This window comes from Lysinibacillus sp. NPDC056959, assembly GCF_042674095.1.
Lineage (GTDB): Bacteria > Bacillota > Bacilli > Bacillales_A > Planococcaceae > Lysinibacillus > Lysinibacillus zambalensis.
On the sequence record NZ_JBHURE010000001.1, the window covers coordinates 399,425 to 420,857 of the forward strand.

Below are 21,433 nucleotides of genomic sequence, written 5' to 3' on the forward strand. Positions count from 1 at the left end.
GTATCGCTCCTTACCGTATGATAGCTGATTTTATTTTCACTAAAGGCATAACATCCCTTGCAAAACGTTCCATTTCTTCTAGATGTGGAGAGAATTGAAGGAGCAAGAGATTTACACCAACTTCTTCATAAGCTAAAATGCGCTCAGCCACTTGCTGAGGTGTGCCTACTAAATTTGGTCTTAGCCCTCGGTTTGAAACTGAATAATCTTGTAGTGTAATTTGTTGCTCTAACTTTGATTTACTAGTGAAGTCATTAAAACCTGCATACCCTGCCGCATCCTCTACATTGGTAATTCGGGCTAGTTCAGCAAGTGCTTCTTCTTCTGAATCACGCACAATGACATATGCAGCCATCCCGAAAGTTTCGAATGGTCCTTTTTCAATTGCTTTTCGACGGTCAAGCATTTCCTTAATTTTAGCCCCAACTTCCTCTACTGTTCCGCCATGCATCACATAGGCGTCACATAACTTTGCAATTGCCTCTTTACCGCGATCACTTTCCCCACCTGCGTAAAGTCTTGGGTATGGTTTTCCAACTGGCTTAGGAGATAAATGTGCATTTTCTATTTTGTAATATTTACCGTCATAACTGAACGTTTCTTCTGTCCATAAACCTTTTAAAACCTCAATAAATTCCTCTGTGCGGTCATAACGTTCTCCATGCTCTGTAAAATAACCACCATATTGCTTTGCTTCTTCTTCCCACCAAGCTGAAACTACATTTAAAGTAAAACGACCATTAGCAATTTGATCAATATTTGCGGCTACTTTTGCCATTACCGCAGGATTGTGATAGCCAGGCCGAACTGCAGCCAATATTTCAATTTTTTCAGTAACTGCTGCTAAAGCTGCGGCGGTTGACGACGCCTCAAGTACGTCAGCATTTACGCCCTTAATATCATTTAAATATAGTTCTGCAATAAGCGTCGCATCAAAGCCAAGTTTTTCTCCTGTTTGAATAACCTGTTTTGCATAATCAAATGTCGCAGGCATATTCTCATTTTCTACATTACGTAACCATCCTCCGAAAATCGGTAACCAAAATCCTAATCTCATTTTCCATCCTCCTTAAGTCCTTATGAATCTTCACAGCATAAAGATAAAAAAACTCCTATGTTTAGTTCGTAGAATATCCGTTACGTAAAAAGAAGCCTTCTAGTCAACTCGAATTTAAAACCAAGTATTCTTATAGAATTAACATAACATAACAAAACATAAAGTCAACAGAATTTTTAGATTGTTCTGTTAAGGGTAAATTTTGCTACTTGAAGCCTGTACGAATGCTTATTATAATCTGCATAGGAACAAACATTTGGGCAGGTGACCTTTTTTGGAGCAATGACATGAGAAAAACTCGCTTCAAAGAAGGCGTTGAGGCCTTTATTGTGCAGCTGAATCATTAGGAGAGATGTAATTGTATGAGTAAATTAATGCTATTTGCATGCTCATTAGTTTTATTATTTTTTGCTGGGAACGCTTTTTATATTGCTTTTAAAAAGTACGAAGAAGATGATGATTTTTCGGGAGGGGCGGAAACATTCTTTTTAATTGATTTGGTATTAGCTGTTGTATTATTAATTTCCGAAAAATTCGCGCCTAAAAAGTATCATATTATTATTTTTAAAACGCTCTCCGTTTTTTTTTTGGCCTAATGATATTAGGCTTTACAGTATTGTTATGGATACTTTAATGAAAAGAAAAAACTACATTCCCTCAACGAAAAGGATAGCCTTCCGCTGATGAATGTAGTTTTCGAAATCTTTATTGATGAATGGCTTTACCAAAAATAGCTTTGGCAGCATCCCCTATATGCTCTGATACTGTAGGATGTGGGAAAATCATATTTGCGAGAGTTTGGGCAGTGCCACCAGCATTTTTAGTAGCTAAAATAGCATTTAACATTTCTGTTGCCCCATCAGCAACAACACAAGCCCCTAAAATACGTCCTTCCTCTTTCGTCGCAATAAGCTTTATAAAGCCCGCTGTATTACCTTCCATTAATGCCTTAGGGTTTGTATGTAAAGGCATTTGAGTAACCGTATAAGGTTCTTTCACCTGCTCTTCCAGCAAACCAAATGTCGCAATCTCAGGATGTGTATAAACACAGCGAGGAATCGAAGTTTGATCAATCAGTGCTGGCTTATTCCCTAAAATATGATCCACAACATGCATTCCCTCCGCACTCGCTGAATGAGCTAGCTGGTAACCACCCACTAAGTCACCTATCGCATAAATATGTGGCTGACTCGTTTCAAGATGCTCATTGACAGCAATCAATCGACCATCAAATGCTAGACCAAGCTGCTGAGCTATCTCGGTATTTGGACGTCGACCTGTTGCAAATAAAAGATTTTCATATGTATAAATTCCTTTAGAAGTATAAATCTCATTGCCATTAAAATGTTTAAAGTGGAAATCCGTTACAAGCTCAATACCAAGCTTTTTCATCTGTTCACGAATAAGTGGTCGCGCATCTGGCTCTTCCGTCTGTAAAATATCTTCACTATGATTTAGCATCGTCACCTTTGTTCCAAGTGGCGCTAAACTAAATGCCATCTCGACTGCAATAACACCACCACCGATAATTGTTAATTGCTTCGGCAGTTCTTCAAGACTAAAAAATGTATCCGTTGTATAGTAAGAAGACGTTTCTAATCCTTCAAATGGTGGTACAAATGGTTTACTTCCAGTTGCTAAAATAACATCCGTAGCTGTAAATGCATCATTATCAACTGTTACAGTCAAGTCACTAGATAATGCCGCTTCTCCTCGATAAAAAGTAATTTGATTGCTCAAAATAAAGCCTTCAATATTTGTTAAAAGCTCGTCTATAATAGCGTCCTTACGTTGCATCAATCGTGGAAAATTCACGTTTACTGTAGGAGTTTCAATGCCCCAGTCATTACCACGGTTTATTTCTTGAATAAGCTTACTGTGCTCTAACATAATTTTCGAAGGAATACAGCCGACATTATAGCAAGCCCCTCCAACTTTATCGCGCTCTACTAAAGCGACCCTCTTGCCACTTTTTGCTGCATGTATAGCTGCTACATAGCCCCCAGGCCCCGCACCAATAATTGCAATATCAAATTTTTCCACGAAAAATCACCTCATTTACCACCATAGCATTTACAAAATTTGAATGCAATGCCATAAATGTTACAAGAATTTTAGTAACATTTCGTCTGCCTCAGCGTCAGCTACTGTAAAAGGAGGATTGTATGCCTAAAACATTATTTTTGCTGTTTTCTATGCTAATACTAGTTGCCGCCTGTCAGGACAAAGAAGTATTAAAACCCCCACCAATTAAGAACTATTCACAAACGGCTACTACACAACAGGAAGACTTTCTTTATGAACTTTCTATTGCAAAACCTACCTTCACAGAGGGAGAACCTATAAAGATAACGGCTAAACTCACATATGTAGGGCAGGCACAAAACGTAACTATTTACCATGGAGGCTCCCCATTTCGATTTAATTTACAGGAAACTACACGAAATTTTGAAATACCTAGTGCAATGGATACTCCACTAATTACACGCATTCTTGAACGAAATGTGCCCTACGAAGAGTTCTACACGAGCGGTGGCAGTTACAACGAATTTTCAGAACCTAAACTCGTTGAATTTATGAAACAAACAATGAAAGGTCATTTTCCAAAAGGACATTATATCGTAAAAGGAAGTACTGACTTTTACACAGAAGACCCTAATGAACAAAAAACGGAGTACAAACCATCCGCTACAATTGAATTTTACGTGCAGTAAGCAAAAAAAATTCTCCTTATTCTTAATAGAAAAAGGAGAGTTTTTCATTATACGTTGTGTGCATGGTATTCGCTTTGCTTTCGCGGGTATTCGCTCGCCTTCCGCAGGTATTCACTCGCCTTCCGCGGGTATTCACCCTGCTTTCGCGGGTATTCGCTCGCCTTCCGCGGGTATTCACTCCGCTCGCGGGTATTCGCTCGCCTTCCGCGGGTATTCGCTCGCCTTCCGCGGGTATTCACCCCGCTCTCCTTCCGCGGGTATTCATTCTCCTTCCGTGGGTATTCACTCCACTCCCGCGGATATCCCCTAGACACACGATCAAAATTATATTAGTTAATAAATATTGCGTTCCCAAAAGCGTTGTTGAGCTATGGCGTTGACAAATTTTTTAGCGAAGTCTTTGTCACCAGTAGCCAACACAATGCCTGGCCCGACATTGGCATTGGACATATTAAAAAATGTCGTTCCGGTTGTAGCAATACCAATTGGTTTGTAATGTCTATACGCTTCATTGATATAATTAACAATATAAGAATTGAACTTTGCCTGATTTTTTGCTTTTACGCCAACAACATATAACGAGTCAAATAGTACCGCATCAGTAGTTATAAATGTGTCAGTGGCTGTTAACTGTACGCCGTCACTACTAGTGACAACCCCTAATTTATCGGAAATAATACTGTATCGAACACCCTGTCTTGTTAAAGATTTCAGCATTTCGCCAACTTCATTTGCATCAAATCCATCACCTATAAGCACGCCTACTTTAAGTGTTTGTGGCATTTTTATTGTATTCGCCTGGCTAAGTGCAGGTGATGATAACGTGACATTTACTTGCTCCCCTTTTGGACGATTAACACCAATATTATCGGCCACAGTCGTTGCCATTGCTTTATCAACACGAACAAACATATCGACAACCTGCTGTCGAACCGATTTACTTTTCACCTTCCCTACCTCAAAACTAAAGGCGTCAATGATATGTTGTCTTTCAGGGGGCGACATACTATTCCAAAATAGCCTTGCCTGGGAGAAATGATCATCAAACGATTTACTACGTGCCCGTGTAATACGTCCTTCAACCTTTTCTTCATAATGAACAAAGCCACCTTCCCTTGCCGTTGATGTTGAAGGTGAATTGTTGGCCAAAGAATTTTTATGATAGCTCACTTTTCCTACATTAATCGTTTGTCGACTAAAGCCATTGCGCTGATTGTTATGAATTGGGCAAACTGGTCGGTTAATCGGTATTTCTGCAAAGTTTGGTCCTCCCAGACGAATTAGCTGTGTATCTAAATAAGAAAATAGCCGGCCCTGTAAAAGTGGATCGTTTGTAAAGTCTATGCCCGGCACAACATTTCCTGGATGGAAGGCGACTTGCTCTGTTTCTGCGAAAACATTATCTACATTACGATTCAAGGTCATTTTTCCAATCTTTTTAACTGGCACTATCTCTTCGGGCCAAAGCTTAGTTGCGTCCAAAATATCAAAATCAAATTTAAACTCGTCCTCTGGCTCAAGCATTTGTACACCAAGCTCATATTCTGGATAATCACCGATCTCAATTGATTCCCATAAATCACGTCGCTGAAAATCCGGATCCTTTCCAGCAATAATTTGCGCTTCATCCCAAACGAGTGAATGTACACCTAACACAGGCTTCCAATGAAATTTCACAAATCTCGACTTTCCTTTGTCATTGACGAAACGGAAAGCATGAACACCGAACCCTTCCATCATTCGAAAACTTCTAGGTATTGCACGATCAGACATATGCCACATAATCATATGCGCAATTTCCTGATTGTTCGCCACAAAATCCCAAAATGTATCGTGGGCTGAGGCAGCTTGTGGCATTTCATTGTGAGGCTCAGGCTTTACCGCATGAATTAAGTCAGGAAACTTAATTGCATCCTGAATAAAAAAGACAGGTATATTATTTCCAACTAAATCATAATTGCCTTCATCGGTGTAAAACTTCGTCGCAAAACCACGTACATCACGTGCAGTATCCATCGATCCTAAGCTTCCAACTACAGTTGAAAATCTGACAAATACAGGTGTTTTCTTATTAGGGTCCTGTAGAAAGCCTGCTTTAGTATATTCTTTCATCGATTCGTACAGCTCAAATTCTCCATGTGCCGCAAAACCTCTCGCATGCACTACACGCTCTGGAATACGCTCATGATCAAAATGCGTCATTTTTTCTCGAAAGTGAAAATCCTCCATAATGGTTGGCCCACGAACGCCAGCCTTCAACGAATCCTCATCATTCGAAACTTTTAGCCCCTGATTCGTCGTCATCTTTTTTCCTTCATTATCGACACGAAACTGCTCTAGCTGCTGATCTTTCGCATTCTCATCTAAATTTTTGCCCTGATTCGACTTAGATTTATCCACGCAATCCCCTTTCATTCCAATACTCATAATTCTCAATATATACTATATGTTTTTATAGAATAAACATGCTTTAAGGTATTTCTATGGAAGAATAATATCAATTTTTTCTTATTTTACGATAAAATTTGAAATTTTCAGCCCCTGATTTGACTGGGATTTATCGCAATACCCTTTTACACTCTTACTCCGACTATTGCCATGTACGCCAATCGCAATCATCGCTCAATGAAAAGTACTAGATAAATTTTCACTCTTCACAATAGCTACGATAAACTTCATCAACAGAGAATCTTTCATATATAATTTGCTCTATCTACTCACAATTAAATGTAGGTATTTAGTAATTACTCTCCAATTAATCTAGCCAATAAATAATAATACTGTACAATAATTAATGAATATTCAATATGGAGGAACCGCTATTGAAAAAATGGTTATTATTAAGCATATTTTTAGGAATGGTGTTATCGGTCGATTTTAAAGCGGAGGCGTCCAGGATATCTTATTTTGATAAGTTTATGAAAGATGCGCCGTTTTTGCCCGTAAATGCACGAATTGAAAAAGTACCAGACTATTCCTATGATTATTACCGCATGCAGTTAGATGAGGATTCACTTGTGACCTTTACATTTGATGATCCAAGTAAAGGTTCCATTTTAGTTGCGTTATTGCAAGATGATGGCTCTGAAAACGGACGAAGCTTTGCCTTTATCCGTACTACGGAAGATGACGGGGATGAAAATAAAACAGTTCAACAGCTGCAATTACGTGCCGGTTTGTATTATGTACGAATTGATGGACCTGAGGAAAAACCGTACAATGCGACGTACACGGTTGCACCACTAAAGTCGCCTATTGATGTAGAACCGAACAATAAGGTACAGGAAGCAAACCCAATTGCACTTAATACACCGATTAAAAGTGTAGGGACTATCGATGCTTTCGATGATTATTATAGGTTTACATTGGATGAAACAAGTAAAGTAACGTTACGAACAGCAAAATTTAATCTGCAATCATTCGATCAGTCAGTTAAATTATTGTATGTAGATATTGATGACAATAAAGGTCATCGTTATTTAGCAACGACGACAACTCCTGATTTCCCCAAATCGGATACGGAAGTTTTACCACCAGGAACGTATACGTTAAAAGTGAGTGCGAGCACTTCTGGGTATAATCCGACATATCAATTTATAGTAAAGACTGAAGCTATTGATCACCCTGAGACCTATAAAAATAGTATTTTTGGTACGACACTTAAAGCTGGCAAAAAGATTCGTGGCTTTTTAGGGCGTAACGATGATTACTATTTTACTTTAGATCATGATCAAAAGGTGAAGTTTACAATTACGACCGATTCAAAGGAAATAATGAGCGCAATCCTTGAAAAAGCTAATGAAAGCGGGGAATATCGACAAATTATAGATTATCAGTATGTGCAACAGCAAGGGCTATATACTATTACGGCACTGTTACAGGCAGGGAATTATAAAATGGAGCCGTCTACACGTTGGCAACAACAAAATGAAGTGAATTATACCATTCAATTTGATGAAGTAACGTATAGCGATGTGCCTACAACTTATCGTTATTATAGCGAAATTATGAGTCTATCAGCTATGGGGATTATTCAAGGGTATCCTGATGGACAGTTTAAACCAACAAATTCGATTACTCGTCGACAAGTGTTTACAATGTTATCTCGTTATAATGATTTACATTTAACACCAATACGTGAAATGATTCAGTTCAAAGATATAATACGTTTTAGTGCGGATTATACGCTTATTCTACCGTTTTATAGCGCAGGGATCATTGATGGCTCAAATGGAAAAATGGATTTAAGCAGTAACTTAACACGTGCTCAGCTTGCGAAAATTTTAGTTAATACGTTTGATTTAAAAATGAAGGGTACTTCAACAGAATTTAACGATGTATCGTCAAAGCATTATGCTTATAATTATATTCAAATTTTAGCATCAAATGGCATTACGAAGGGTAGTTACGGTAATTTCATGCCAAACGAACCAGTAAGCCGTGAACATTTTTCTCTGTTTTTATATCGTTTATTTGAAAACATGAAGGAATCGTAATTTAAAACATCCTTGAAAGAGAAAAAGAGGCTGGGACAAAAAAGAAAAAATGTTAGACCGATTGTATTGGTCTAACATTTTTTTGATTTAGGAAGGAATACTCTAATCATCGAAGCGAAAAAGTTATTATCTATTTTCGCTATTTTTCAAAATAATCGAGTTCTGTCCCAGCCTCTTTTTTTTGTTTAGTTTGGACATCACATTTGAATGGCGTGTTATTACACATAACGCAAATGTTAGTAAAAAATCATAATTCATGCTTATTATTTTTTTCTTGTATAGTCATCGTGCATATCAAGAATTTATTATACATATTTTAAACATTTCCCTATAACAAAACCTTCATCGGCTAGTGAAGTGGCCCCAGTTAGATTTTTATCTAACAACCGGGATCCGCTTCAAATCAGCCTATCAAGGTTTTTTCGTCTCTATTCAGTTATCTTTATTTAAACGATTGAGCAGCAGCCACAGCTTTTTTCCACCCTGCATAGATTTCTTCACGATGTGAGTCATCCATATCAGGTGTGAACTGACGATCTAAATTCCAATACTCACTAATTTCATCTGTCGAGTTCCAGAAGCCAACTGCTAAACCTGCTAAGTACGCAGCACCTAAAGCTGTTGTTTCATTAACGACTGGACGATCAACAGGTACATTTAATAAATCTGATTGGAATTGCATTAAGAAATTATTTGAAACAGCCCCACCATCTACACGTAATTTTGACAACGGTATATTGGCATCAGCTTCCATCGCACCAAGTACGTCTTTTGTTTGATACGCCAACGCTTCTAATGTTGCACGTACAAAATGTTCTTTAGAAGTACCACGAGTTAAACCGAAGACTGCACCTCGTACATCTGAATCCCAATAAGGTGTTCCTAGGCCAACGAATGCAGGAACAACATAAACACCTTCAGTTGACTCTACACGCGCAGCATATTGCTCAGATTCTGAGGCAGAACGGAACATTCGTAAGCCATCACGTAGCCATTGAATCGCGGAACCAGCTACGAAAATGCTTCCTTCTAAAGCGTACGTTACTTTGCCATTTAAGCCCCATGCCAGCGTAGTTAATAAGCCATTTTCTGATTTCACTGCTTTTTCACCAGTATTCATCAACATAAAGCAGCCCGTACCGTAAGTATTTTTCACCATACCTTCTTCGAAACAAGCCTGACCGAATAGTGCAGCTTGTTGATCACCTGCAGCCCCTGCAATTGGAACAGCAGAGCCGAAGAACAGAGCTTCCTCCGTATAGCCATACACTTCTGAAGAAGGACGAACATCAGGAAGCATAGAAGCAGGAACGCCTAAAATGTCTAAAAGTTCTTCATCCCACTTTAAATCATAAATGTTGTACATTAGTGTACGAGAAGCATTTGAATAATCTGTAACATGGACTTTACCACCTGTTAATTTCCATATTAACCAAGTATCAATTGTACCGAATAATAAATCGCCTGCTTCAGCTTTTTCACGGGCACCTTCAACATTGTCTAAAATCCATTTTACTTTAGTACCTGAGAAGTAGGCATCGATTAATAAACCTGTTTTATCACGGAATAAGTCATTGTAACCGTTTTCTTTCAGTTCCTCACAAATAGCGTTTGTTTGGCGTGATTGCCAGACTATCGCATTATAAATTGGTTCCCCAGAATGTTTATCCCAAACAACAGTTGTTTCACGTTGGTTCGTAATACCGATCCCAGCAATTTGGTTTGATTCAATATTTTTTGCAGAAAGCACTGTAGCGATACAAGAAAGAATAGATGACCAAATTTCTTCTGCATGATGTTCAACCCATCCGGATTGTGGGAAATATTGCGGGAATTCTTGTTGTGCAACGTGGAGAATGCTCCCTTTTTCATCAAACAAAATAGCGCGTGAGCTTGTTGTACCTTGGTCCAAAGCTAAAATATATTTTTTTTCTGACATCGGTCATACCTCCAATTTTTTTAATTTCTTACTACTCTTCACTTATAATATTATTCACTGTCATTTGAGCACTGATAAAAATAATAATTACGATAATAGCTAATACCCAAAATGCGATACTATTTTCTCCCTCAAAAATTTGCTGGAAAAATAGGGCACCGAACGTACCACCGATAATTGGACCTACAACTGGAATCCATGCGTATGACCACCCTGAGTCACGTTTACCTGGGATTGGTAAGAAAAAGTGCGCAATACGTGGACCTAAGTCACGCGCAGGGTTTATTGCATAACCAGTAGGACCTCCTAATGCCATCCCGATGACTACAATTAACATACCAACTAGAAATGGATTTAAGCCATCCGTAATTGTATTTGTTCCTAATGCTAGAATACCTAAAACAAGTATAAATGTACCAATCATTTCTGAAATTAAGTTTGATAACGGATGTTTAATAGCTGGCATTGTAGAAAATACAGCTAGTTTCGCTTCCGGATCTTTCGTACCCTTCCAATGTGGTAAATACATAAAATAAACGAGTACCCCACCTAAAAATGCACCAATCAATTGTGCGGCAATGTACATAGGCACGTCTTCCCATGGGAAATTACCGATTGTAGCAAGCGCGATTGTTAAAGCAGGATTTAAATGAGCCCCACTAATACCACCAACAGCATATGCAGCCATAGCTACTCCTAGACCCCAAGCGAATGTAATCACTACCCATCCACCGCCAAAACCTTTCGATTTGTGCAGTGATACACCTGCAACAACGCCACCACCGAACAAAATAAGAATCATCGTGCCGACAAGTTCAGCTGTAAATGTTGACATACAAAAAGCCCCCTTTGTAAATAGTACACCTAGCAAAAAAATAAACCCACACTTAAACAAGCTGCACGTTTCAATGCAGATGAATAAATGTGGGTTCCTTTTCCTAACCACGCGCTTTTTAACTTATGTACATTGTAGAGAAAATAATATACATAGTCAACAATATTTTTGGAAATTTTCCCACAACTTCTTATTTGATGTCGTAATCGCTACTGCTCCAGCTGATAACGCTTCCTCTATACTTTCAGCCGTGCGAACTAGCCCACCTGTAATAACAGGGATTTTTGTACGCTGGTGCACTTCTGAAATCATAGAAGGAATAATACCTGGTAATAATTCAATATAATCTGGCTTTGCTGATTCAATCATTGAAAAGCTTTTTTCAAGCGCGATCGTATCAATTAAAAAGACACGCTGAATAGCAATAATCCCACGAGCTTTTGCCTTTATTAACATATTAGAACGCGTGGAAATTATTCCTGCCGGACGGATATCATTGCATAAAAAATCAGCTGCAAAGTTGTCCGTTTTTAAGCCATGAATTAAATCTGCATGAATAATTAATTTTTTACCGTTCCGATCCGCCTCTCGTTTTATTGACATGAGCAAACTAATATGCACTTCTAATAGAACAATGTATTCGAATCGACTATTTAATATTTCATCAAATTGCTTCACTGTTCGTGCAGCGGGAATAATTTGTTGATTATTGAAATTCATTTGATTTCTCCTTTATATAAATCAATAATGCCTCGGCATAATCGCTTCGGAATCGGCTTTTTACTTAGGCCTGTACGAGGGCCGACACGATGTCGGTCATTTCGGTAATGCCACAGGAGGTGGCGTTTTTACCGATGCAGGTCAGTTAGCCGATATCGCATGGAGGCGATGATCTTAGGCTAACAATTCCTTTTCGATTCTAAGACATCCGCCAGAGGCTTAAAGAAGTTAAAAAGTCAGGTCGCCATTAAGACGACCTTCCTTTTTATTATAATGCAGTTGTAGCTCTTGTTATTTCTAAATTTAAATCTTTTTCAAATTGTGTACGTTGTTCAGGAGACCAATTTAATTGTTTTGCCATTTCATCTAATACTGCACCTTTATATTGTATAACAAGGGCGATATTAAAGAACATATAGGCTGTACGACGAATCATAAAGTCGTTTGGATGAACAACCATTTCATGATGGATACCATACAGTAGTTGAGCGTATAACCCTTGAGGTAAAACAGGATGCTGTTCTTTAGCATATTCAAAAACAGTGTCCACATTAGAACCGTAATGATGCGCTAAATGTTTTGCTTCCTCTTCCGATAATCCGATATCGACACCCATTTTTGTTCGTTTTGATACGAAGGCATCTAAGTTTTCAGAGCCGCCAACATCTCCACCAGATATACGAATATTCTTTGTATGACATGGTTTTGATGAAATACTAAAGCGTTGCTCTAGATCTTGTGCAATCTTATTTAAAACTGTTTCAGCCATTTTACGATAACCAGTTAATTTACCGCCAGCGATTGTCACAAGACCTGAAGGAGATTCCCATACTTCGTCCTTACGAGAAATTTCAGATGGATTTTTACCTTCTTCATGAATTAATGGGCGAACACCTGCCCAGCTTGATTCGATATCTTCATCTGTGACTTTTACTTTTGGGAACATGTAATGAATAGCCTTCATAATATAATCACGATCTTCTTGATGAATATTCATTTCGCGCGCATCGCCTTCGTAAAATGTATCTGTCGTTCCAACATATGTCTTCCCATTTCGAGGAATTGCAAATACCATACGACCATCAGGTGTATCAAAATAGACAGCTTGACGTAGTGGGAATTTAAATTCATCAAAAACGATATGCACACCTTTGGATAAAATTAAATGCTTACCATTTTGTTTCCCTTCAATAGTACGAACGTCATCTACCCATGGACCAGCAGCATTTACAACTTTTTTTGCACGAATATTAAATGCGTTCTGGGCAATCAAATCTTGTGCTACGATACCATTAATTTTCTTTTCGTCATTGTATAAAAAGTTTTCTGCTTTTGTATAGTTAATGAGTGTAGCACCTTTTTCGATGGCAGCTTTGGCAACTTCAACTGTCAGACGTGCATCATCAGTACGATATTCTACATAAACACCACCGCCACGTAATTCCTCAGCTTTGACTAAAGGTTCTTTTTCCATTGTTTTCGCAGCGTTTAACATATATCGACGCTCAGAACGTTTAACCCCTGCTAAAAAATCATAAACACGTAAACCAACATTCGTTGAGAATTTACCAAATGTGCCACCTGTATGGAATGGAAGTAGCATCCAAACTGGCGTTGTTACATGTGGTCCATTTTCATAAACGATTGCACGCTCTTTCCCTAATTCTGCAACCTCTTTTATTTCAAATTGTTTTAAATAACGAAGTCCACCGTGCACTAATTTTGTCGAACGACTAGAAGTCCCAGCAGCGTAGTCTTGCATCTCAACTAACGCTACAGATAGTCCACGAGCAATTGCATCAAGTGCGATACCACAACCTGTAATACCTCCACCAATCACCAATAAATCGTATTCTTTACTTTGTAATTCTTCAATCGTTTGTTGACGTTGTATTGCTGAAGCCGTACTCATAATAAAATTCCTCCTTAATTTAAGAACGAAAAAAAGAGACCATTAAAAGCACATGTACACAATGTACATATGTTTTTAATGGTCTCTCAATCGCTCAAACCTTATATTAACTTAACTTCATTGTAATGTGTTTAGAAAGAAAAGGCAAGTTCGATAGACTAAATCATACAAATACAAAATACCCTTTTCAATCATTTATAGGTTTAGAACGTTCATATGTACTGTTCAATTGTCATGGCTTCTGGTGTTATTTATTCCCCAATACAACAAATTTATTTATCTACATTTTGAATCATGGATAAATAAATCTTAATTGACGTTGTCGCATTGAAGAAGTCGCCCAGTCGTAACGAAGATCAACTTAATATATGTCATACTTTTAATAATTGTTATTCCCACCTCTTGTGTTGAAATATAAAAACAGCAGGTTTATGGACACCCGCTGAAGAAGTTAAAATATGTATTGTATCATTTCATGTATGTTGCAATAAGGATTATCACGGCTTTCCGTCTTGCGAAGTGCCATCATATCTGTGCAATTTTTAATAGCAACCTCATGTCGAAGTGCGATAGGTGCAATGACAGATTCATCCGCTTTATGACGAATATAACGTGTTATACCAAGATGCTGCTCCATCTTGTCATTTAATACTGCACGAGGATACTTTTCAGACATATCGACCTCTTCAAAATGCAATAGTAGCCATAATTCGAACGCTTCATTTGAATAGGCAATATGAATATTATTCTCCTCACAAAAGTCATTCACTTCCTCTAATTGTTTTTCCGTTAAATCATCCTTATCAAAAACAATCCAAACCTCATCAAAATATTGATAGCTTGAATCTCGATAGGCATGCTGAGCAAGCTTAATAGCCGAACGTTTAACGTTTTTTATTTTGACACTTACCAGTTTGGAGCGCTTTAAAATACGCAGTTGCTCAAAATAAATGCGTTCGGTTTCACCTTCACAATAAATTAAAATGGTTTTACGCAGTGTTCGATTCCCTTGCTGACGTACTCTCACTGCTCAGACACCTCCCACTTCCTATCAATTATGCCTCGGCTGTCGCACAGATAAATTGCCACCGGACTTGGCGTTCTTCGGCTGAATCCCTCTATTTTAGCGGGGTGTTTGGATACCCGTTGAAAGAAGTTAAATATTGATCTGATAAATATTCATTAATAACCGGTGTAGCCCCAAATTCTCCTTTTAAGTAACGCTTGGCATAGGAAATATCTCCACGTTTCTTCTGCAAATCTGCAAAATCGAATAAGGAGTATAACTCGGATTCATTTTTAAAGCTTTTATTTACAAACCATATTTGATCGGAACGAAGTGGCTGGTCTAATAAATCAATTTCATGACTTGTGACAACAAATTGATTCGTAACATTACGCTTGCTGTTCATAATGGCCATTAAAAATTCGCAGATGGACACATGAAATGCTGTATCAAATTCATCTATAAAAATAGTCTTCTCCTTATTGTATGCATCTACCATGACACATGCCAAATGCAGCATACGGACTGTCCCCTTCGAATCCATCGTCCAATTGATCGTCTCTGTCCCGATTGGCGCACCTGATTCATCGAACGATAAATAGTGCAAATCGATGTCCACTTCTTGAATAACCTCTGGCGTGTCAAAATCATAGCCAATTGTATTTTTCTCTCTACGCTCAACGCGTCTTGCCGTCACATCTTGTATAGAAAAGTCTGCAACCTTTAGCAACTTCATCACTTCTTTTTTAAAGGGCTCTTCTTCAAGTTTACGAATAAGTGGATGACTTGATAACCGATTCGCTTCATCTAAAAACAATATTTTATGTAAAAACCAATCAAATATTTTCGTAGCATCTGGGTCATTAAAGACATTTAATACTGATAAGAACGCTGTATTATTACGCGTATATTTTGTCAGCTCTTGCGCTGTGCTTTCGGCAGTTTCATACAAATATTCTGTCCCATCCCATTGTCTAGTAAAGAGCTGCTCTTTCAAAGATTTTGTCGTTTTAGTTAGCCCTTCATAAAGTACTTGTGAAGCATTATATTGAACCTCATAATCGTACAGTACCCCATCTAGGAATAATGAAATCATAAATTCTGTCGGTTTCCCTTGCTGACCTCCTAACTTAAACGGCTGGTAGGGCAAACGTAGTTGTTTAACATTATTCAGATTTTCAAAGTTAAACAATAAAGAACGTAAAATTTTTATGGCCGTGAATAAGTTCGATTTTCCACTTCCATTTGGTCCGAAAATAAAGGCACTTTTTACAAGGCGTAACGAGTCAAATTTCATCGTATGTGTGTCCTTTAATTTACGAATACGGCTTCCCGCCACCATTGAAAATAGTGTTTCATCTTTATAACTCAGGCAATTTTTCACTCTAAAATCTACTAGCATATTTGCAAGCCTCCGTTCCATTCCACAACATTCCTTTTAAAAATTAATTATACTATAGCCGTAAAAAAACACCTATGACTCCGTGTAGTGGTTCATCACCAAAAGTTGTGGATGACTTTTGTTAAAACGTCTAAAACGTAAATAGTTGATTAGAGTGGAGGCTGGGCGACTCATCGGGGATTAGCAATAGAGGAACTGAGGCTAAAAGCATCACATCCTGTGATAACGCCTCCGTGACCAACATCGTGTTGGCCCGAGACCCTGACGCGAAGCGAAGCGGGTAGAGGAACGAAGGCTAAGAGCATCACATCCTGTGATAGCGCCTTCGTGACCAACATCCTGTTGCCCCGACGCCCCCAGGAAGCTCTGCTCTGTGCGAAAGCGAAGCGTCAGCAACAAAGCGCTCAGCCGGAACGGAAATCAACCACACATTTTGGTAATGCCCCTGCGTAATTCCAATAATAAAATGCACACTTTAGGATGAAGGATAAGTTTTCATCAGTAATTAAAAATAAAAAAAGACGATTTTCCCTTTATGAAAGAGTAAATCGCCTTTACTTTTTATATTTCCACTATCTTTTCATCTTGTAACGCTTGCAATGTACGCTCTATACCTTCCGCAAATGAAATTTTTGGCCTCCACCCTATTGCTTTTGCTAACTTTTCATTATTTAAAAACGAATGCTCAATATCTCCCTCTCTTGCAGGAGCATATTGAATTTCTAAAGGATGATTTAAATGCTGCAATAATAAAATGACTTGATGAATCGACCATGCCTCATTCGTTGATACATTATAAATGCCTTGTAATCTAGCCTGTACACCGGCATAAATAGCATCCGCAATGTCCTCTACATATATGAAATCTCTTGTTTGCTCTCCCTCTCCATAAATTGTAAAGGGCTTTCCTTCTATACTGCTTTTTAGCATACAAGGAATAACCGCTGCTTCGCCCTGCATACGTTGTCCTGGACCGAATACATTAGCAAATCTATAAATTAATGTTGGTAAACGGTAATCTTTTTGCCATTTTTCGCAGTATGACTCACCAATACTTTTGTTTAATCCATACATTGAAATCGGTTCACTAACATCTGTTTCTTCTATTGGAGGATAGTGACTATCTCCATAAACAGCTGCTGACGAGGCGAAAACGAAATGCTTTACCTTATATTTTGACGATAAGAAGAGCATCTGACTAAGCCCTACGATATTCGATAAAACATCCTTTACTGGCTCTTGTATCGATTTTTGGACACTCGTTTGCGCTGCACAATGGATGACCACATCAAATGATGTTTCTCTAAAGAGATGCTCACAAACTTCATCTTCTACATTCAAAAGATAAGATTTATGTTCAAAGTCGACATTTCGTAAATGGCCTGTACTTAAATTATCAATAATATAAACATTTGCACCTTCTTTAGAAAAACGTCTTGCGACTGCACTACCAATAAAACCATATCCACCTGTCACTAATACATTCATCCCATCGCCCCCAAAAACTATATGATGTTTTATATGCAGTAATTACTAAAATTATGCAAGTAACTTATTTGTCGTGTTATTTTTTGGAAGGGATTTTCATGTAGATGAAAAAAAGTGCCCGATACGTATCGAGCACTTTTTACAAAAATCAATTATACCTCGGCATAATTGCATCCGGAAACGACTTTGGGCCAACGTGATGTTGATCACTCAGTCTTGTGTTGTTGTTGTTGCTGACGCTTCGCTTTCGCACAGATAAAACCATGTTGCTGACGCTTCGCTTTCGCACAGATAAAACCGTGTTGCTGTCGCTTCGCTTTCGCACAGATAAAACCGTGTTGCTGTCGCTTCGCTTTCGCACAGATAAATTGCTACAGGACTTGGCGTTCTTAGACTGAGTTCCTCTATTTAAGCTGAAAGAAGTTAAGCTGGGTTTACTTCCAGTTCAACTGTAATTTTGATGTCTTTACCAACTAGAACTCCGCCAGTTTCTAAAGCAGCATTCCAAGTTAGGCCAAATTCTTCACGATTAATTGATGTTGTAGATTCGAAGCCATAAACTTCTTGGCCCCATGGATTTGTACCTTTACCATTAAATTCAGTATTAAATGTTACTGATTTCGTTACGTCTTTAATTGTTAAATCACCTGTAATCGCATATTCATCATCCGATTTTTTTGTAATGTTTGTTGATTTGAATGTGATTGTTGGATATTTTTCAGCATCGAAGAAATCTGCTGCTTTTAAGTGATTATCACGATCTTCACTACGTGTGTTAATGCTAGCTGCATCAATTGTAAAACTAATGTTTGCTGTTGTTAAATCAGCAAGATCTGCCGCTTCAATATTTGCTGAATAAGTATCGAATACACCTTTTACTTTTGATACCATCATGTGCTTTACTTGAAAGTTAATTGCTGAGTGTCCTAAATCAATATTCCATTTTGCCATTTTAAATTCCTCCAATAAAATAATTTTTATCTCGATTTCGAGATATATGTTAAAATATGAAGCAACTACATTAATTATGTTCCCCAAAATTTAACGGATAAACATTTGTAGTTACTTTTTTCGTACATGTTAGTTACGAAAAGTAATCAATTACTTTATGTAACTTACTGTACATTAATAATTTACTTACGTCAAGTTATTATTTAAAATTTTTTTTATAATTCGAGGTATCACTTTTTTTGAGTTAAGTAATTTATTTTTCGAGATTATTCTTCCTTAGCGGTTCTTCGTATTACCTGAGCGATTTCTCCAGCCCGGAAATAGATAAATAAAAAAGAAGCCTCCCCATGAAATGGGAAGCTCCTTATCTCAGCGTTTCACTAATTTACCTTGGACGACAAAACGATGGTCGTCACTCATGACAGAATCTTTACAAGTGGATAGCGTAAGAATTTTATCTTCTGGTCCAATCTCTACATTCATTTCGATTGCAGAGCGTGTTTGAATTTCATCTATAAATTTTAGGAATGTATCATCGCTCGTAAATTCTGTTTCAATGTAATAAAAATCAATTGTCGTTTCATAAGCAGCAAACACTTCGATATCATAGCCTTCATACAGAGTGTCTAAATAAATGACAGGATGTTCGTTTGCATATTGCTGATTTAAGTAATTCTTAAGACTCCCAAACATCGTACTATTCTTCATGGCATGGCCATACAAAATAGTATTTTGGTTTATATCCTGCACATTATTACGATAGTCCATAAATACACTGCCCGCACGACTTTCTCGATCTTTAAAATTATGATCTAAATAAAAATCATTATTTTCAGCTTGTAGGATAGGATTATTGAGCTTTGTCCCGTCTGCAGAAATCCAACCAACAATATTTTTATTTACCGATAGTAAATCATTGAATTGTGCACGGATTGTAAATGGCGTTGATGAGCTTTCCTCCACTTCATCTTCTAACGAAGCCAATGTTGATTGATAAATCGTTTGTGCTTCTTCCAGTGATTTTGAAGTCTCATAGTACGTGTATAAGTACTTGGTTAATGCAAAGCCTGAGTATAAGAATATTGCTAAATATATAAATGTTAAAAACTTAGATCTCCATTTTTTCATCGTGTCACCAGTTATATTCCAAGAGGGACCATGTAAAATCCATGCTGCTCATCCTCATTGAAAATAGCTTCAACACCATAGACTTCTTTAATAACTTCCCTTGTAATAACGTTACGTGGTGCTCCCTCAGCTATTATTTGTCCAGCTTTCATCAGAATGATTTGATCGCTATAGCGAATCGCCTGATTTATATCGTGAAGTACCATAACGATTGTTAAGCCATGTTCCTCATTTAACGCCTTTACAAGCTCCAATAACTCAATTTGATAATAAATATCCAAATATGTTGTCGGCTCATCCAAACATAAAATTTCAGATTGCTGCGCTAAAGCCATAGCAATCCACACTCGCTGACGTTCCCCACCTGATAAAGCCTCTAAATCGGTATCTCTTTTTTCTAGTAAGTTTGTGCAAGTAAGTGCCCATTCAATAGCTTTGGCATCTTCCTCTTCATTTCTTTTTAACATTGTACGATATGGTAAACGTCCAAAACTCACTAATTTTTCTATTGTTAAATCTTTTGGCACATCATTTTGCTGATAGACAATCGCAAGTTTTTTTGCAAACTCTTTTGGCTTGTAGAGTACCAAATCCTTGTTTTCTAAAGATGCATCCCCCGATATCGGTATATTGTTGCGAGACATAACACTTAATAATGTTGATTTTCCACAGCCGTTTGGTCCGATAATCGTTGTGATTTTGCCCTTTTGAATTGTCGTCGATACACCATCTAAATGATTTCGAATATTATCATGCGATACGATAATATCTTGTATTTCCATGTTTCCTCACTCTTTTCGTAATAGGAATATTAAGAATGGTCCACCGATAATCGCCATAATGGTTGAAGCTGGTATTTCAAGTGGTGCAGCCATTGTGCGACCAATCGTATCCGCCACTAATATTAATAAAGCTCCAGCTAATGCTGTAAAAGGTATAAGCACCTTATGATCATGTCCAACTAATCGACGAGAAATATGTGGTACTAACAGACCGACGAACGAGATAACTCCTGCAACGACAACGGAAACAGCTGATAATAGTACCGCGACAGCAGCTATTAATAGACGAGCACGAGCTACATGAAAGCCTAGACTTTTTGCTGTTTTGTCTTGTAATACTAGGAGATTACACCAACTATATAACGCAAAGGCAGCTAGTAATCCGACAGTACCATAAGTAACAATTGTTGATACGTCCTTCCACGTACGCATCGTTAAGTTTGAACCTATAACGCTGGAAGCTGAAGTATTCAATGAGCCACCTAAACTGATGAAAGTCTCTGTTAACCCCGTGAACATTGCATTAATAGCAATCCCGACTAAAATAAGCTTCAACGGACTTAAGCCTGACTTCCATGACAACGCAAAGACGAGTGCGCAGGCAAATGCCCCACCCATAAATGCTAATACAGGTGTCATAAAAAATAGTGCTGGAAAGAAGGAAATAATAAAGAGCTGGACAAATGCCGCTCCAGAAGATATACCAATAACCCCAGCATCCGCTAACGGGTTACGCATCACTGATTGTAATAGTACCCCTGAGACCGAAAGTGCTGCACCCGCAAATAACGCAACAATGATTCGTGGAAATCGCAAATCCCGGATAGCCTCCATTTGACTATTTCCTTCATCAAATAATGCACCTATAAATTCAAAAAAGCCCATTTTAATGCTACCTGTTGTTGCTGCATAAACTGCTGAGACAAGTAATAATACAATTACAATTGAAAAGCTTACAATTTTTTTTGTCATACCGGACTTCCCTTTTCTTTTCAAATTCCAT

Annotated in this window: 17 protein-coding genes; 3 read left to right on the forward strand and 14 right to left on the reverse strand. The window is 37.9% G+C overall.

Annotated features, from left to right (window positions below):
- Positions 1–10: 10 nt before the first annotated feature.
- Positions 11–1,057, reverse strand: a complete 1,047-nt coding sequence (locus ACFTQ7_RS01835; RefSeq protein ID WP_386826978.1) for an LLM class flavin-dependent oxidoreductase — start codon at positions 1,055–1,057, stop codon at positions 11–13.
- 362 nt (positions 1,058–1,419) lie between these two features.
- On the opposite strand from ACFTQ7_RS01835, the gene ACFTQ7_RS01840 reads away from it, so the two are divergent.
- Positions 1,420–1,653, forward strand: coding sequence for a hypothetical protein (locus tag ACFTQ7_RS01840; protein WP_386826979.1), 234 nt, complete (start codon positions 1,420–1,422; stop codon positions 1,651–1,653).
- Positions 1,654–1,762: 109 nt separating this feature from the next.
- Here the strand turns inward: ACFTQ7_RS01840 and lpdA are convergent, their stop codons facing one another.
- On the reverse strand, positions 1,763–3,100 hold the full coding sequence (gene lpdA, locus ACFTQ7_RS01845) for a dihydrolipoyl dehydrogenase (RefSeq protein WP_386826980.1): 1,338 nt from the start codon (positions 3,098–3,100) through the stop codon (positions 1,763–1,765).
- 122 nt (positions 3,101–3,222) lie between these two features.
- On the opposite strand from lpdA, the gene ACFTQ7_RS01850 reads away from it, so the two are divergent.
- Positions 3,223–3,771 carry a hypothetical protein gene (locus ACFTQ7_RS01850; protein WP_386826981.1) on the forward strand — a complete coding sequence of 183 codons (549 nt, stop codon included), beginning with the start codon at positions 3,223–3,225 and terminating at the stop codon, positions 3,769–3,771.
- Between the two features lie 333 nt (positions 3,772–4,104).
- On the opposite strand, the gene ACFTQ7_RS01855 is transcribed toward ACFTQ7_RS01850, so the two are convergent.
- Positions 4,105–6,186, reverse strand: a complete 2,082-nt coding sequence (locus ACFTQ7_RS01855; protein ID WP_386826982.1) for a catalase — start codon at positions 6,184–6,186, stop codon at positions 4,105–4,107.
- Between the two features lie 407 nt (positions 6,187–6,593).
- On the opposite strand from ACFTQ7_RS01855, the gene ACFTQ7_RS01860 reads away from it, so the two are divergent.
- On the forward strand, positions 6,594–8,267 hold the full coding sequence (locus tag ACFTQ7_RS01860) for an S-layer homology domain-containing protein (protein WP_386826983.1): 1,674 nt from the start codon (positions 6,594–6,596) through the stop codon (positions 8,265–8,267).
- Between the two features lie 442 nt (positions 8,268–8,709).
- Here ACFTQ7_RS01860 and glpK read toward each other — a convergent pair whose 3' ends face one another.
- The 11 genes from glpK to ACFTQ7_RS01915 all read right to left on the reverse strand — a co-directional run bounded on the left by glpK (position 8,710) and on the right by ACFTQ7_RS01915 (position 21,402).
- Positions 8,710–10,206: a glycerol kinase GlpK gene (gene glpK / locus ACFTQ7_RS01865; RefSeq protein WP_386826984.1), complete on the reverse strand. Its 1,497-nt coding sequence runs from the start codon at positions 10,204–10,206 to the stop codon at positions 8,710–8,712.
- 31 nt (positions 10,207–10,237) lie between these two features.
- Positions 10,238–11,041 (reverse strand): MIP/aquaporin family protein, encoded by an 804-nt coding sequence (locus ACFTQ7_RS01870; RefSeq protein ID WP_386826985.1) that lies wholly within the window; start codon positions 11,039–11,041, stop codon positions 10,238–10,240.
- Positions 11,042–11,197: 156 nt separating this feature from the next.
- Positions 11,198–11,761: a glycerol-3-phosphate responsive antiterminator gene (locus ACFTQ7_RS01875; protein ID WP_349659049.1), complete on the reverse strand. Its 564-nt coding sequence runs from the start codon at positions 11,759–11,761 to the stop codon at positions 11,198–11,200.
- 268 nt (positions 11,762–12,029) lie between these two features.
- Positions 12,030–13,673 carry a glycerol-3-phosphate dehydrogenase/oxidase gene (locus tag ACFTQ7_RS01880; protein WP_386826986.1) on the reverse strand — a complete coding sequence of 548 codons (1,644 nt, stop codon included), beginning with the start codon at positions 13,671–13,673 and terminating at the stop codon, positions 12,030–12,032.
- A gap of 451 nt (positions 13,674–14,124) precedes the next feature.
- Entirely contained in the window at positions 14,125–14,700 is a 576-nt protein-coding gene (locus ACFTQ7_RS01885; protein WP_079559607.1) for an RloB family protein, read from the reverse strand.
- A gap of 91 nt (positions 14,701–14,791) precedes the next feature.
- On the reverse strand, positions 14,792–16,081 hold the full coding sequence (locus tag ACFTQ7_RS01890) for an AAA family ATPase (protein WP_386826987.1): 1,290 nt from the start codon (positions 16,079–16,081) through the stop codon (positions 14,792–14,794).
- Positions 16,082–16,642: 561 nt separating this feature from the next.
- On the reverse strand, positions 16,643–17,569 hold the full coding sequence (locus ACFTQ7_RS01895; RefSeq protein ID WP_386826988.1) for an NAD-dependent epimerase/dehydratase family protein: 927 nt from the start codon (positions 17,567–17,569) through the stop codon (positions 16,643–16,645).
- A 423-nt stretch (positions 17,570–17,992) separates the two neighbouring features.
- Entirely contained in the window at positions 17,993–18,520 is a 528-nt protein-coding gene (locus ACFTQ7_RS01900; RefSeq protein WP_386826989.1) for a YceI family protein, read from the reverse strand.
- Between the two features lie 369 nt (positions 18,521–18,889).
- Complete coding sequence (srtB, locus tag ACFTQ7_RS01905; RefSeq protein WP_386826990.1) at positions 18,890–19,648, reverse strand: class B sortase; 759 nt, start codon at positions 19,646–19,648, stop codon at positions 18,890–18,892.
- Between the two features lie 11 nt (positions 19,649–19,659).
- Positions 19,660–20,430 carry an ABC transporter ATP-binding protein gene (locus ACFTQ7_RS01910; RefSeq protein WP_386826991.1) on the reverse strand — a complete coding sequence of 257 codons (771 nt, stop codon included), beginning with the start codon at positions 20,428–20,430 and terminating at the stop codon, positions 19,660–19,662.
- 6 nt (positions 20,431–20,436) lie between these two features.
- Entirely contained in the window at positions 20,437–21,402 is a 966-nt protein-coding gene (locus tag ACFTQ7_RS01915; protein WP_386826992.1) for a FecCD family ABC transporter permease, read from the reverse strand.
- Positions 21,403–21,433: the final 31 nt, after the last annotated feature.

Bases quoted from the DNA above. Each gene is read 5' to 3' on its own strand.
- ACFTQ7_RS01835 (WP_386826978.1), bottom strand. From the start codon at position 1,057: ATGAGATTAGGATTTTGGTTACCGATTTTCGGAGGATGGTTACGTAAT.
- ACFTQ7_RS01840 (WP_386826979.1), top strand. From the start codon at position 1,420: ATGAGTAAATTAATGCTATTTGCATGCTCATTAGTTTTATTATTTTTT.
- ACFTQ7_RS01850 (WP_386826981.1), top strand. From the start codon at position 3,223: ATGCCTAAAACATTATTTTTGCTGTTTTCTATGCTAATACTAGTTGCC.
- ACFTQ7_RS01855 (WP_386826982.1), bottom strand. From the start codon at position 6,186: ATGAAAGGGGATTGCGTGGATAAATCTAAGTCGAATCAGGGCAAAAAT.
- glpK (WP_386826984.1), bottom strand. From the start codon at position 10,206: ATGTCAGAAAAAAAATATATTTTAGCTTTGGACCAAGGTACAACAAGC.
- ACFTQ7_RS01870 (WP_386826985.1), bottom strand. From the start codon at position 11,041: ATGTCAACATTTACAGCTGAACTTGTCGGCACGATGATTCTTATTTTG.
- ACFTQ7_RS01875 (WP_349659049.1), bottom strand. From the start codon at position 11,761: ATGAATTTCAATAATCAACAAATTATTCCCGCTGCACGAACAGTGAAG.
- ACFTQ7_RS01880 (WP_386826986.1), bottom strand. From the start codon at position 13,673: ATGAGTACGGCTTCAGCAATACAACGTCAACAAACGATTGAAGAATTA.
- ACFTQ7_RS01890 (WP_386826987.1), bottom strand. From the start codon at position 16,081: ATGCTAGTAGATTTTAGAGTGAAAAATTGCCTGAGTTATAAAGATGAA.
- ACFTQ7_RS01895 (WP_386826988.1), bottom strand. From the start codon at position 17,569: ATGAATGTATTAGTGACAGGTGGATATGGTTTTATTGGTAGTGCAGTC.
- ACFTQ7_RS01900 (WP_386826989.1), bottom strand. From the start codon at position 18,520: ATGGCAAAATGGAATATTGATTTAGGACACTCAGCAATTAACTTTCAA.
- srtB (WP_386826990.1), bottom strand. From the start codon at position 19,648: ATGAAAAAATGGAGATCTAAGTTTTTAACATTTATATATTTAGCAATA.
- ACFTQ7_RS01910 (WP_386826991.1), bottom strand. From the start codon at position 20,430: ATGGAAATACAAGATATTATCGTATCGCATGATAATATTCGAAATCAT.
- ACFTQ7_RS01915 (WP_386826992.1), bottom strand. From the start codon at position 21,402: ATGACAAAAAAAATTGTAAGCTTTTCAATTGTAATTGTATTATTACTT.